The sequence below is a fragment of the Phenylobacterium sp. J426 genome, from assembly GCF_024699945.1.
Classification (GTDB): Bacteria; Pseudomonadota; Alphaproteobacteria; order Caulobacterales; family Caulobacteraceae; genus Phenylobacterium.
Map to the genome: position 1 here is coordinate 141,311 of NZ_JAJOMY010000002.1, position 13,293 is coordinate 154,603.

Consider the following 13,293-nt stretch of genomic DNA (forward strand, 5'->3'; position numbering starts at 1 on the left):
CGGCGACATGCCGCAGCCGGTGTCCGTCACCGCCAGCAGGACGTATTGGCCGGCGTCCACGTCCGCATGCGCGCGGGCATAGGCGTCATCCAGGAAGGCGTTGCTCGCCTCGATCGTCAGCTTGCCATGGCCGTCCATGGCGTCCCGGCCATTGATCGCCAGGTTGAGAAGCGCGTTCTCGACCTGCGTGGGGTCGGCGAAGGTGTTCCACAGACCGCCCGAGATGGTGGTCTCCACCTCGACTTCTTCGCCGAGCGCGCGGCGGAGCATGTCGTCCAGGCCACGAACGAACCGCCCGATATTGATGACCTTCGGCTCCAGAGGTTGGCGGCGGCTGAAGGCCAGCAGCTGCGAGGCGAGCTTGGCGCCGCGCGAGACTCCGGCCAGCGCATTCTCGATGCGCGTCTCCGCGCGGGGCTTGCCCGCCACGTCCTTGATGAGCAGCTGCAGATTGCCGCCGATGACTTGCAACAGGTTGTTGAAGTCGTGCGCGACGCCGCCGGTCAGCTGGCCGATCGCATCCATCTTCTGCGCCTGCCGAAGCTGGGCCTCCGCCTCCACCCGGCGGGCGACCGCCTCGGCCACGAGATGCTCGAGGTTCTCGTTCGCCCGGCGCAGCACCTCCTCGGCTTGCCGCCGGTCGGTGATGTCGATCACCGAGCCCACATAGCCCAGGAACTCGCCATCGGCCCCAAACCGCGGCGCGGCCGCATCGATCGCCCAGCGATATTCGCCATCGGCGCGCCGCAACCGGTATTCGAGACGGAAGGCTTCCGCCTTCGCGTTGGCGGCAAGGAAGGCCTCGTTGGCCATCGCCTTGTCGTCGGGGTGGGTGGCGTCGAGCCAACCAAACCCGAGAGCTTCCGCTTCCACCTGGCCGGTGTACTCGTACCAGACGCGGTTCAGATAGATGCAATACCCCGTAGAGTCGGTCACCCACATCATCACCGGCGCATGGTCGGCCATGTTGCGGAAGCGCAGCTCGCTCTCCCGCAACGTCTCCATCGCCTCGCGGCGGACCCGGGCCAGTTCCAGGTTCGCCTGCACGCGCGCCGTAAGCTCACGCGCCGAGAAGGGCTTCGTCATGTAGTCGTCGGCGCCGGCCGCAAGGCCCTCGACCTGCGCTTCCTCGCCGGCGCGCGCCGAGAGCAGGATCACCGGCAGATCGCGCAGCGCCGGGTCGTCCCGGATTTCCTGCAGGAGACCGAAGCCGTCCAGGCCCGGCATCATCACGTCGGAGAGCAGGAGATCGGGCTTACGACGCCGGATCGCCTGCAGCGCGGCGTTCCCGTCCGGCGCCGTCTCGACCATGCAGCTCCTGCTGAGCAGGCGGCGCACATAGCCGCGCATATCGGCGTTGTCGTCGGCGACCAGCACATAGGGCCGCGACGTAGCCACCGGCGGCGCCTCTTCGGCGTCCAGTTCCGCGGCGGGCAGCGCCCCTTCGGCCTCCTCGGGCAGCCAGCGAAGCGCTTCCTCGACGTAGGCCTCGGCCCGGGACTTCGCGCCATCGTCGGCCTCACCCCTGGCGACGTGGCTCGCAGGCAGATGGTCGCTCCCGAACGGAACGCGGATCATGAACGCAGTGCCCTGGCCCGGCGTGCTCTCGACCGTGATGGCGCCGCCGTGCTGCCGGACCAGCTCCTGCACGAGGGCCAGACCGATCCCTGACCCCTCGAAGGAGCGGCTCTTCTGGCCCTCCACACGATGGAACCGGTCGAACAGGCGCGGCAGTTCTTCGGCGGGCACGCCCACGCCGCTGTCCTGCACGACCAGCTCGGCGGCCTTGCCATCGCTTCCGGAGCGGAGACGGACGAGGACCTCGCCTTCGAAGGTGAACTTGAAGGCATTGGAGAGCAGATTGAGGACAATCTTTTCCCACATGTCCCGATCCACATAGACCTCTTGTGGAAGGGGCTCGCACTCGATGCGGTAGCCCAGCCCGGCCCGCTCAAAGGCCGAGCGGAACGTGGATGCAAGGTCCGCCGTGGCGACGTCGAGCGCCACGGGCTGGAACCGGGCCTGGGCCCGGCCGGCTTCGATGCGCGAGAAATCGAGGAGCGAATTGACGAGCTTCAGCAGCCGCAGGCTGTTGCGATGCGCCGTCTTCAGTCGCTCATGCTGCGCGCCGCTGACCGGGGCGTGCTCATCGCCCAGCGCATCCTCCAGCGGCCCCAGCATGAGCGTGAGCGGGGTGCGGAACTCGTGGCTGACATTCGAGAAGAACTGCGTCTTCGCCCGGTCGATCTCGGCCAGGGCTTCGGCGCGGCGGCGCTCTTCGACATAGGCCTGGGCGTTGGCGATCGCCGCCGAGATCTGCCCGGCCACCAGCTCGAGGAAGTCCCGATAGCCGGCGTCGAAAAGCCGGAACGGGTTCAGCCCGACAACCAGCAGGCCGGCGGGCCCGGCCTCGCCCGTCCCGGGAATGGGGAAGACCGAGGCTTGGGTTGGCGCTTGCGCCCAGGCGCCGGTCGGCAGCTCCCCCAGCCCGCTCAGGTCCGAGACGACCACACAAGTCTGGCTGCGCAGCGCCGCCTCGAAAGGCCAGGGCGCGGTCGCGGGGTCCTCGACCGCCAAAGGCGCCGCCGGATGGCCCGCTTCGATGCCGCTGGCGCAGGCGAGGCGAAGCCCGCCGTCGCCCTCCAGCAGGTAGATGGCGGCGAACGGCAGGTCGCAGGCGTTGGTCGAGAGCGCTGCGGCGCTCACCTCGCAGACCGACTGGACGTCGCGCGCCTCGGCGGCGCGGCTGGCCAGCTCCCGCAAAAGCGCCAGCTGCCGTTCGCCGATCACCCGCCGCGTATCGTCCGTGTTGGCGCAGATGATGCCGCCCGGCCGCCCATCGTCGTCGAGGATCGGGCTGTAGGAGAAGGTGTAGTAGGTCTCCTCCCGGTAGCCGTTGCGCTCCATGATCAGCAGCTGGCTCTCGGCGTAGGTGCCCTCCTCGCCGCGTGTGGCGGTCGCCAGCATCGGGCCGATGTCGTCCCAGATCTCGCGCCAGACCACGGCCGTGGGCTGGCCGAGCGCGTGCGGGTGCTTGCCGCCGATGATGGACTTGTAGGCGTCGTTGTAGAGGTAGGTCAGTTCCGGCCCCCAGCCGATCCAGATCGGCTGGCGCGACGTCAGCATGATACCGACCGTGGTCTTCAGGCTCTGCGACCAGGCCGCCGGCGGTCCAAGCGGGGTCGCGGCCCAGTCGTAGTCGCGGATCAGGGCGCCAAGCTCGCCGCCAAGACTGAAGACGTCAGGAGGGTTCGACATTGCCTTGCGGGTCTGGAAGATCGGGGCGCGCGGGACACTAGTTCGCATTCACCGCAGAGCCAAGGCGTAGCTCCGCGCCCAGCGAAGGATCCGCACCTGCGTCGCTAAGCTGACCAGGCATTCCCGGCGCGCCGCGCTCAGGCTGGGCCTGTCTCCTCATCAAGACTGACGACGCCGCCGATCTCACCCGCTAGGACGGAGCCGCAGACTGAGGCGGAACGCCCACCGGCCGTCCCGGGTTGAACGCTATCATTCAGCAAGCCGCCCGCGATGTCCCGCACTGCGTACCAGGTCCCGCTGCAGATAACCGTCGTCGAGGGCGACGTCGTGTTCCTCGGACCCGGCAACGTGCACGGCGCACTCACGCCGACCGCCGCCAGGCTGAGCGCCACCGCCCTCCTGGAAGCAGCGGATCGCGCCGAGACAGGGCTCGACGTGGATCTCGAACCGAAGGCGTTCCCGAACCGACGATAGCCGTCAGCGGCGGCCGGTCTCCGCCCCTGCGGCCCGGATGCCATCGCCCGGACCAGTTGCCCATGGTCCGGGCGACCCCGCGTGACACCCCCGCGTCGCGGCGCAGCTTTCCCCGAATGTCGCGGGGCGGTCAAGACGAACGGCAAGGGCGTTCGGCACGAAAGCGTGCCGGCGACCGGGATCAAACGTCTGCGAGGTTTGAACCGCCATGGCGCTGCCGCGCTGTGACGATTGGGAATTCGTGCCGATGACCAGAGACACGCGGAGCCAGGAACCGGAGATGACAATCGTGCTGCGGGTCAGGAATTCAATAGGCGGTTGGATCGTGCAGGACGGGGCGACGATGGGCCCGTTCCTCGTCAAGGAGCAGGCCCTGCATCTGGCCCATGGCATGGCCGCCGCGATCCGCCGCAACGGCGACCAGGCGGAAGTCATCGTCGAAGACGACTGAAACGCCCGCTTCAGACGGTGCGGTTCGCCCCCTGGCCATCGAGCACCTGGCGCACCTTGCGCGCCAGCTGCTCCACCGTGAACGGCTTGGACAGGAAGGCGACGTCGAGGTCCAGCATGCCGTTGTGGACGACGGCGTTGCGGGTATAGCCCGTGGTGTAGAGCACCTTCAGCGTCGGGCGGGCGGCCAACGCTTGCTCGGCCAGGCGCCGGCCGTTCATGTCGGGCATGACGATGTCGGTGAAGAGCAGGTCCACGCGCGGCTGTATCGCCAGCTGCTCCAGCGCCTGGGCGCCATCGGACGCCTGCACGACCGTGTAGCCAAGCTCCCGCAGCACATCGACGGACAGATGCCGCACCTGGGCTTCGTCCTCCACCACGAGGATGATCTCTTCCGGCCGTCCCAGCGGCAGCTCGCTCCGTTCGGCCTGCGCCTCCATCTTGGCGTCCGGCCCGAACCAGCGCGGCAGGTAGACCTTGATCGTAGTGCCTTCTCCCGGCTCTGAGTAGATCTTCACGTGGCCGCCGGACTGTTTCACGAAGCCGTAGACCTGGCTCAGGCCCAGCCCGGTCCCCTTGCCCACCCCCTTGGTCGTGTAGAACGGATCGAAGGCCCGCTCCGCCACCTCCGGCGTCATGCCCGTGCCCGTGTCGGTCAGGCAGATCGTCACATACTGACCCGCGCTCACCTCCGAATGCGCCGCCGCATAGGCCTCGTCGAGATGGGTGTTCAGCGTCTCGATGGTCAGCCGCCCGCCGTCCGGCATGGCGTCGCGGGCGTTCACCGCCAGGTTGAGGATGGCGTTCTCCAGTTCGCCGGCGTCGGCGTAGGTGCGCCAAAGGCCGCCCGCCAGCACCGTCTCGACCCGGACCTGCTCGCCCAGCGAGCGGCGCAGCAGCTCGGACATGCCGCTGACCAGCTTGTTGGCGTCGATCGGCATGGGACTGAGCGGCTGCTGGCGCGAGAACGCCAGGAGGCGCGCCGTCAGCATCGCCGCGCGGCTGGCGCCTTCCGACGCATTGGCGAGACACTGGACGATGCGGGCGTCTTCGTCTCCGGTAAGCCTTCGGCGCGCCATATCCAGGCTGCCGACGATCACCGCCAGCATGTTGTTGAAGTCGTGAGCGATGCCGCCGGTCAGCTGGCCGATGGCCTCGATCTTCTGCATCTGCCGCACCTGCGCCTCCGCGCTTTCGCGACGGCGCATCTCCTGCTGCAGAACCGCGTTCGCCCCCGCGAGCTCTCGCGTGCGGTCCTCGACCCGGGTCTCCAGGCTGCCGGCGAGCGCCTGAAGGTCTTCGCGGGCCTGCTCCAGCGAGGCCGCCGAGCGCCCCTGGGCAAAGGACGCGCCGGCGAGGACCAGCGTCAACAGGAGGCCCGCGCCGGCGGCCCAGGGCGCAGCCGAACTGCTGGCGAAGCCCGGCCGGGCCTGCACCACGACCGCCCAGGTCCGCCCGCCGACGTCGAGCGAGCGCACGGTTTGCCGCGTGGCGCGGCCAGGCTCGAGGGCCGTGGCGTAGAGCAGATCGGCTTGCCGGACGACACCGTCGTAGATCGCCACGTCGACCAGGCGGTCTGCGGTCGACGGGAAGACGGCGCCCAGCAGATCGTGCGTTCGAAGGGGGCTATAGACGAAACCGCGCAGGCGCCGGGCGCGCTCCGATGGCGAGGCCGGGACCACGCCTTCGGCATAGACCGGCAGGTAGATCAGGAAGCCGGGTTGCTTCCGGGCTTCGATCTCCTGCACCAGCAGGACCCGCCCGGAGGCTGCCGCCTGACCGCTGTCGCGGGCCTTCGCCATGGCCGCGCGGCGCGTGGGCTCGGTGAACATGTCATAGCCGAGCGCGGCGCGATTGCGATCGTTGAGCGGGCTCAAGAAGACGATGCTGTGGTAGATGGGGCGAGGCCCCGCCGGCCACACCTTGAAATCGGTAAGCCCCTCGCCACGCATCTGGCGCTCCAGCGCGCGCCGCTCGGCCTCACCGGTCGCGACTTCCGAATAGCCGATCCCCAGGACGCCCGCATACCGGCTGCCGAGGCCCAGCTGCGCGGCGTAATCGGCAAAGTCCCGCGCCGTCACCTCGTCGCTGCCGGCGAAAAGGCCGACCCCGCCGCGAAGCAGCGCGATGTGGGTCTCGATCCGATCCGCCAGCCGGGCGATGGCGAGATCGACCTCGGCCTCGAAACGGGCGTCGTCCTTCGCTCGGCCCGCCTGCCAGAGCTGGCCGGCGACCAACAGCGTCGCCAAGACCCCGACCAGCAGGGTCACGCCGGCCAGGGTCTGATGCCTCGTGAGTGTAAGGAGCCGCCGGCGATGCACGGCGCGTTCTGAGAGGACCTGCAAGAGGCTGTCAAGGTGAGGCCCGACATAGGGCTTTCGTCCCTGTTCCGACGGTGTGACGGCTACGCGGCGGCTCTGAACGACCTCGGACCGCCAACTCACCGCGCCCATTAGCCTGGCGCCTCGCCTGCCCTGCGCAGCGCTTGGTCGATTACACCTGCCTTTCAGGCTGGCGGCGCTACTGCCCCCCGTCCGCACAAGGAACTCGCGGACCACCAACCTGAGGGCCGCAAGACTGGATAGCCCCAGGACCATGGCGAAGTAGCCGCGCACGTGGACGCCTGCGATGCTGAAGTTCATGTAGATCAACAGCACCGCGCCATCAGCCGCAGCAAAGAGGTCGGACGGCGCCCCCTCCACGGTTTGCGGCAGCCCGACGTCGAAGTCGCGCCGCAGCATGTTGCCGATGGTGCTCAGGAACCCCATCAACACAACGTTGCCGATTTCCTTCAAGGCGTCGTCAGCGAGCGCTTCGCGCGCGTCGGCGCTTACGTCCTCACCGATGACGGCCCGTAGGAGGCCGGGCAGTGAGGCGTCCGGGAAGACAAGCAGGGTTTCGCCCGCGACGGCGCCATCGAACACTTGGCGCACAGCGACGAGCTCGTGCAATCCGAGCCGGACCAGCGTCTCGCGGGCCTCAGCGCTGCTCGCGACCGAGATCGCCGGAACGCTCAGCTCGACCAAACTACCGACCATCCCGCCCAACCGCGTTGCGGCGCCGCTCACGGCGATGTTGACGAGTTCGGTCAGCGCGTCAGTTTCCAGGTCGTCGAACATTGCGCGTCCACAGCGGGGCGCCGACTTAGGAGCCCGGCGCAGGCGACACAAGTGTCGCCGGCGAAATCCCCTTCTTGGCGAACGGGTCCGACCCTAAGGAAAGGGTTCGGCGTTGCCGTAGTTGCATCGCTATATAGCTCGACACCTGAGGGGCTCAGCTTGGCTGAAGGAAGTAACGGAAGCGCGCCGCCCGGCGGCGGCGAAGCTGAGCGCATCGCCGCGCTGCAGGCTGAGATCGCGCGCCTGAAGGGCAGCGAGCTTCTCCACCGCACCATTGTCGAGAGCGCGACGGACTTCGCCATTCTCACGCTCGATGTGGACGGCGTCGTCACCAGCTGGAATCCGGGCGCGGAGAACCTCCTGGGCTGGTCGTCGGCGGAGATGGTTGGGCGCGACGGGGCGGACATCTTCACCCCCCGAGGACCGGGAACGCGGCGCGCCACAGGCCGAAATGCTGATGGCGGGCGATCTGGGCCGCGCCGAAGACCGGCGCTGGCACGTCCGGAAGGACGGGTCACGCTTCTGGGCGAACGGCCTGATGATGCCCCTGCGGGACGGCTCCTCCGGCTTCCTGAAGATCCTTCGCGACGAGACCGCGCGCCACGAGATCAACGAGCGTTTGCGGGCGAGCGAGGTGTTCGCCAGGGCTCTGTTCGAAAGCAGCGCCGATTGCGTGAAGACCTTGGACCTGGAAGGTCGCCTGACCGCCATGAACGGTCCCGGCCTCTGCCTCATGCAGATCGAGGACTTCGGCAGGTTGGTCGGCCAGCCTTGGGCCGAACTCTGGCCGAACGACCTGCGGCCGGAGGTGCGTCGGGCGGTCGCCGAGGCGCGTGCGGGCCGCCTGGGCCGCTTCTACGGCTTCTGCCCGACCGCCAAGGGGACGCCCAAATGGTGGGATGTCCAGGTCTCGGCCGTGCCGGACGCCGACGGCAACCCGCACTTCCTGCTGTCGGTCTCGCGCGACATGACCGAACGGGCCACGGATCAGCTGGCGCTCGGGGAGAGCGAAGCCCGCTTCCGCAACATGGCCGACCATGCGCCGGTCATGATGTGGGTGACCGATCCGAACGGCTACTGCACCTACCTGAACCGGGGCTGGTACGAATTCACCGGCCAGACGCAGGCGGAGGCTGAAGGCTTCGGCTGGCTCGACGCCACACATCCTGACGACAGGGCGCTGGCCGAACAGGCCTTCGTTTCGGCCAACGCCGCACAGGCGCCGTTCCGGATCGAATATCGTCTCCGCCGCGCGGACGGGACCTACCACTGGGCGATCGATGCCGCGTCGCCCCGCTTCGGCGAGAACCGCGAGTTCCTAGGCTATGTGGGCTCGGTGATCGACATCCAGGAGCGCCGGGAGGCGGAGGAACAGGTCCGCCGGAGCAACGCCCGCTTCCGCGCGGCGATCGACGCCGTGCAGGGCGTGCTCTGGACCAACAACGCCCTGGGGCAGATGGAGGGCGAGCAGCCGGCCTGGGCGGCGCTCACGGGGCAGAGTCTCGAAGACTACCAGGGCTACGGCTGGGCCAAGGCGGTGCACCCTGAGGACGCCGAGCCCACCGTCACGGCATGGAACGCCGCCGTCCAGGAGCGACGCACATTCGTCTTCGAGCATCGCGTCCGCTGCGCCGACGGGGCCTACCGCACCTTCTCGATCCGAGCGGTGCCGCTTCTCAGCGATGAAGGCCTCGTGCAGGAGTGGGTCGGCGTCCACACGGACATCACGGAGCGCCGCGAGGCCGAGGCGCGCCTGCGGGACCTCAACCAGACCCTGGAGGCGAGGGTCGAGCAGGCCATCGCCGAGCGCGACCGGACCTGGAACAACTCCCGTGACCTGCTCCTGGTGGTCGGCATCGACGGCGTGTTCCGCGCCGTGAACCCCGCATGGAACGCCATCCTCGGCTGGCGCTCCGAGGATCTGGTCGGCCGAAGCTATCTCGACTTCATCCATCCCGACGACCACCCGTCGAGCGAGGACGCCCTGGCGACTGCCTCCGCGGAGGATCTGCCGGTCTACGAGAACCGCTACCGTCACTGGGACGGCTCGTACCGCTGGATCTCATGGGTGGCGGCGCCGGAAGGCGATCTCATCTACGCCAGCGGCCGGGACGTGACGGCCGACAAGGAAAAGCAGGCGGAACTCGACGCAGCCCAGGACCAACTGCGGCAGGCCCAGAAGATGGAAGCCGTCGGCCAGCTCACCGGCGGCATCGCCCATGACTTCAACAATCTGCTCACCGGCGTCATCGGCTCGCTCGACATGCTGCAGCGGCGGATCAGCCAGGGTCAGCTCGACAAGGTGGAGCGCTATGCGACATCGGCCATGTCGTCGGCGAACCGCGCCGCAGCCCTGACGCACCGGCTGCTGGCCTTCTCGCGCCGGCAGCCGCTGGACCCCCAGCCGGTCAACGCCAACAGGCTCGTCACCGGCATGGAGGAGCTGCTGCGGCGCTCTCTCGGCGAAACCGTTCGGCTGGACATCGTGACCGCCGGCGGCCTGTGGCTGACCAAGTGCGATCCCCACCAACTGGAGAACGCCATCCTCAACCTGGCCATCAATGGCCGGGACGCCATGCCGACGGGCGGGACGATCACCATCGAGACCTGCAACGCCCACCTGGACAACGCCTACGCGGCCCGCAGCCGGGAGGTGCGGCCGGGGCAGTATGTCTGCATCTGCGTGACCGACACCGGCGCGGGGATGCCCGCCGATGTTGTCGCCAAGGCCTTCGAGCCGTTCTTCACCACCAAGCCGATCGGTCAGGGCACCGGCCTTGGCCTTTCGATGATCTATGGCTTCGCCCGTCAGTCCGAAGGCTATGTGAAGATCTATTCCGAGCTCGAGAAGGGCACGACCGTGAAGCTCTACCTGCCCCGCTACTACGGCGAAGGCGAGGAAGCGGACCTGGAAGTCGGAGGTCTACGGGAAGAACACCGTTCCGAGCACGGCGAGGTCGTCCTCGTCGTTGAAGACGAGACCGCGGTGCGCGACCTGATCGTCGATGTGCTGGAGGAGCTCGGCTACCGCGCGGTGGAAGCCGCGGACGGCCCCGCCGGGCTTAAGCTCGTCCAGTCGGACATGCGGATCGACCTGCTGGTCACGGACGTGGGCCTACCGGGCCTGAACGGCCGACAGCTCGCAGACGCGGCCCGCGAACTTCGGCCGGAACTGAAGGTGCTGTTCATGACCGGCTATGCCGAGAACGCGACCATCGCGAACGGCTTCCTGGAGCCCGGGATGCAGATGATCACCAAGCCTTTCGCCATCGAAGCCATAGCGACGCGCATCCGCGACATGATCGAGGCGAAGCCCCGCTGAGCTGAGCTTGCGGGTTCAGGTGTGCGAGACAGAGGCCGGCGCTCCGGGTCAGAAACCGCGACCGATCGGCGCGCCTCGCGAAGGCGCGGCGACCGTTGACGCCCTAAGCGAAGCCTAGCATCAGGAGGAGTGCTCCGATCCCGGACAGTCGGAGCGGCTAGAGGGTGTTCATGGGGTCGGCAGCAAATCCCGCGCACGCGCTGATCATCGAGGACGAGGCGCTAATCGCACTTGAGATCGAGCACTTGCTGCGCGAGATCGGCTACAGTTCGTTCGACTGGGCCGACAGCCCGCCGGCGGCGCTGGCGGCCGCGCGGGCGCGGCGGCCTGCGCTGATCACAGCCGACATCAGGATCATCGGCGGGACCGGGGTGGAAGCCGTGGACGCCATCCATCGCGAGCTCGGCGAAATCCCGGCGGTCTTCGTCACCGCCAACCCCGACATGGTGCGCGGCCGACCGGCCGCCAAGGTGATTCCCAAGCCGATTCATCCTCGCCGCCTGCAGGAGGCCTGCGCTGCCGCCTGAGCGTGGCCCCAGCCTCAGATCGGAAGCGCCTCAAGCTTGCGGCGGAACGCCTCGAGGTCCCGCAGGCAGACGGCCGCCGCCTCTCTCAGCGCGTCGACATCCAGGAGTTCGACCCGGCCCCGTAGGGTCCTGATCACCCCACGGGACGCAAACTGGCTCGCCGCCTGAGTGACCGTCGTCCGCTGCATGCCCAGCATCTCCGCCAAGAACTCCTGCGTGAGCGGCACGACCCGCCCGTCGCCGCCCCGCTCGCGGGCCAACAGCAGGAGCATGGCCAACCGCGCCTCGGCCGAGGCGAAGGCGGCGCAGGCAATCCAGTTCTCGTGTTCGGCGCTTCGGATCGCGGCGTAGCGCTGGAACGCGGCGCGCGCGCGGGCCTCGACCTCAAGGGCTTCGACGAGGAGCTCGGCCGCCAGGCGAAGGCCCGCGCCGGGCGCCTGCACCCGGAAGGTGCTGAACACCGGCGCGCGTCCGGCGGCCTCGACGATGCCCACGCCGCCCTCGGCGCCTATCAGCGAAACGCCGGCGACACGCCCCTCCGCCGACGCGACCGTCTGGGCGACCAGGCCAACCAACGGGAAGATCACATGGCTGGGACGTTCCCCCGGCTGCAGCAGCGCCTGCCCAGTTTGCAGCCGCACCGGCTCCGCGCGGGCGAGCAGCGGCGCAGCCTCGCCGATGGCCAACACCCGAAGCAGGCCGTTGGCCCCGAACTGCATGATGATCGCCCTCGCCTTCGGGACTAAGACCACATGGGCGAAACCTGTCTGTCGCCTAGGCGACCCCTCTTTGGCCGCAACGGGTCTGTTCCCACACCGGGGAAGGTCCCACGTATAGTCGTTGGACGGCGGTCTCAATTGACAGCCCACGGAACGGCCGGTCCGTCAGGCGGTTAATCGGCTATCCAAACACGAGCGAGCCATGTCACAGGCCGAACTTCTGCATAGCCGCCAAACACGTGGCGGCCTGAGGGTGGACACCTACCGGATGCCGAACGGCGGCGCACTGCTGATCCCCACGATCCCCGACTGGGAGCTGCGCCAGCTGGAGCTAGAGCGGTGGAAGCAGCTGACGCCCGCCGAGCGGCGCGACAACGCCTACCTGCCGCCTGCTTAAGGGCGACTCTCAGGAGAAGCGTGACAGCGCCGAAGAAGGTGTTCGCCGCCGCGTGCCAGGCAGCGGCAACCCATTTCACGGAGACACACCAGGACGCGTTCCTCGCTTTGCTCTTGGAACATGCACGCCCAACTGCGGCACCGGCCCAATGAGCGGACGCGCCGAGCCTCCACTTCAAACGCCCTTCCGACCGTGGCGGAGAGGTCACGTGTCGGTAGCGGACCTTTAGAAGGTCCGCTCGCGGCCGCGACTTCGCTTCGCGACACACCCTGGGGCACAACGCTAGTCCTTCGCGCAACTGCTCGTCTGACTGTCTGACGAGCGCGTCCCTCTGTTGTCGTCGTTAAGCCTGGGATCGCGCGACACCGGCAGGAGCAGGTTCCAAAGGCCGACGACGCCGGCGATTGAAAGGACCAGGGCGACGAGGGCGCCCCCGAGCACGAAGATCCAGTAGGGGATGAGCGCGGCTCCGGGTGCGCGCACGATGCCGAGCCGCTCCACGTCTCCGGTAACGAAGGCCTCCACCGCCAGCACCAGTCCGGTGACGCCGACAAGGGAGCAGGAGAGGCAGACCAACCAGGCTTTCCAAGCGCCACGCATCGCACGCCTCCGAGGCGAAAACGCGCGAACGTTGTATTGGCTCGCCTCCGGCGCGCGCCGGCCCCTCCTCCGGCCAACACGTCTACGCCGACACCGCAGCCACGGTCGCAGCACCGCGCCGCCAGCCGCGACCCCAAAAAGGCGCGCCATGAATTCGTGCCGGTGGCGCGACGACCATCGTGGCGCACCGGAAGCGCCGCTCGGCCACGCACACGTGATGCGTCGGACGATCGGCCTACCGGACTGCGAGACGTTAAGCTTGAGGCTGGCGACCCCGGCTATGTCCTCAAGAGCGCCAACGGCAGTACTGCAGCAGCCGTGACTCCAAACCTGCTGCGAATCTCGTTCGCAGAGTTTGCGGCCGAAGGTGCAAGGGTTTCGGCGACGTTTGCGGATTATGAGTCAGCTGCCACAGGGCCGCAGTCGC

At 68.3% G+C, this 13,293-nt stretch carries 8 protein-coding genes and 2 pseudogenes; 6 read left to right on the top strand and 4 right to left on the bottom strand.

The window, feature by feature from the left end:
• Window positions 1-6 precede the first annotated feature (6 nt).
• Window positions 7-3,306: pseudogene (locus LRS10_RS22375) on the bottom strand (ATP-binding protein); the annotation flags it as partial.
• A gap of 222 nt (window positions 3,307-3,528) precedes the next feature.
• On the opposite strand from LRS10_RS22375, the gene LRS10_RS22380 reads away from it, so the two are divergent.
• Window positions 3,529-3,732 carry a hypothetical protein gene (locus LRS10_RS22380; RefSeq protein ID WP_257839377.1) on the top strand — a complete coding sequence of 68 codons (204 nt, stop codon included), beginning with the start codon at window positions 3,529-3,531 and terminating at the stop codon, window positions 3,730-3,732.
• Window positions 3,733-3,940: 208 nt separating this feature from the next.
• A complete protein-coding gene (locus LRS10_RS22385; RefSeq protein ID WP_257839378.1) occupies window positions 3,941-4,183 on the top strand; it encodes a hypothetical protein in 243 nt (80 codons plus the stop codon).
• A 10-nt stretch (window positions 4,184-4,193) separates the two neighbouring features.
• Here LRS10_RS22385 and LRS10_RS22390 read toward each other — a convergent pair whose 3' ends face one another.
• Window positions 4,194-7,301: a CHASE domain-containing protein gene (locus tag LRS10_RS22390; RefSeq protein ID WP_257839379.1), complete on the bottom strand. Its 3,108-nt coding sequence runs from the start codon at window positions 7,299-7,301 to the stop codon at window positions 4,194-4,196.
• Between the two features lie 51 nt (window positions 7,302-7,352).
• Between LRS10_RS22390 and LRS10_RS25455 the strand changes: the two are divergent.
• The 3 genes and pseudogenes from LRS10_RS25455 to LRS10_RS22400 form a co-directional block, all read left to right on the top strand.
• Window positions 7,353-7,727: pseudogene (locus LRS10_RS25455) on the top strand (PAS domain S-box protein); the annotation flags it as partial.
• 31 nt (window positions 7,728-7,758) lie between these two features.
• Window positions 7,759-10,623, top strand: a complete 2,865-nt coding sequence (locus LRS10_RS22395) for a PAS domain-containing sensor histidine kinase (protein WP_257839380.1) — start codon at window positions 7,759-7,761, stop codon at window positions 10,621-10,623.
• A 170-nt stretch (window positions 10,624-10,793) separates the two neighbouring features.
• Window positions 10,794-11,150: a response regulator gene (locus LRS10_RS22400; protein WP_257839381.1), complete on the top strand. Its 357-nt coding sequence runs from the start codon at window positions 10,794-10,796 to the stop codon at window positions 11,148-11,150.
• 14 nt (window positions 11,151-11,164) lie between these two features.
• On the opposite strand, the gene LRS10_RS22405 is transcribed toward LRS10_RS22400, so the two are convergent.
• A complete protein-coding gene (locus tag LRS10_RS22405; RefSeq protein WP_257839382.1) occupies window positions 11,165-11,869 on the bottom strand; it encodes a Crp/Fnr family transcriptional regulator in 705 nt (234 codons plus the stop codon).
• Between the two features lie 253 nt (window positions 11,870-12,122).
• Between LRS10_RS22405 and LRS10_RS22410 the strand changes: the two genes are divergently transcribed.
• Window positions 12,123-12,266, top strand: coding sequence for a hypothetical protein (locus tag LRS10_RS22410; protein WP_257839383.1), 144 nt, complete (start codon window positions 12,123-12,125; stop codon window positions 12,264-12,266).
• 282 nt (window positions 12,267-12,548) lie between these two features.
• Here the strand turns inward: LRS10_RS22410 and LRS10_RS22415 are convergent, their stop codons facing one another.
• Window positions 12,549-12,866 carry a hypothetical protein gene (locus tag LRS10_RS22415; RefSeq protein ID WP_257839384.1) on the bottom strand — a complete coding sequence of 106 codons (318 nt, stop codon included), beginning with the start codon at window positions 12,864-12,866 and terminating at the stop codon, window positions 12,549-12,551.
• Between the last annotated feature and the right edge of the window lie 427 nt (window positions 12,867-13,293).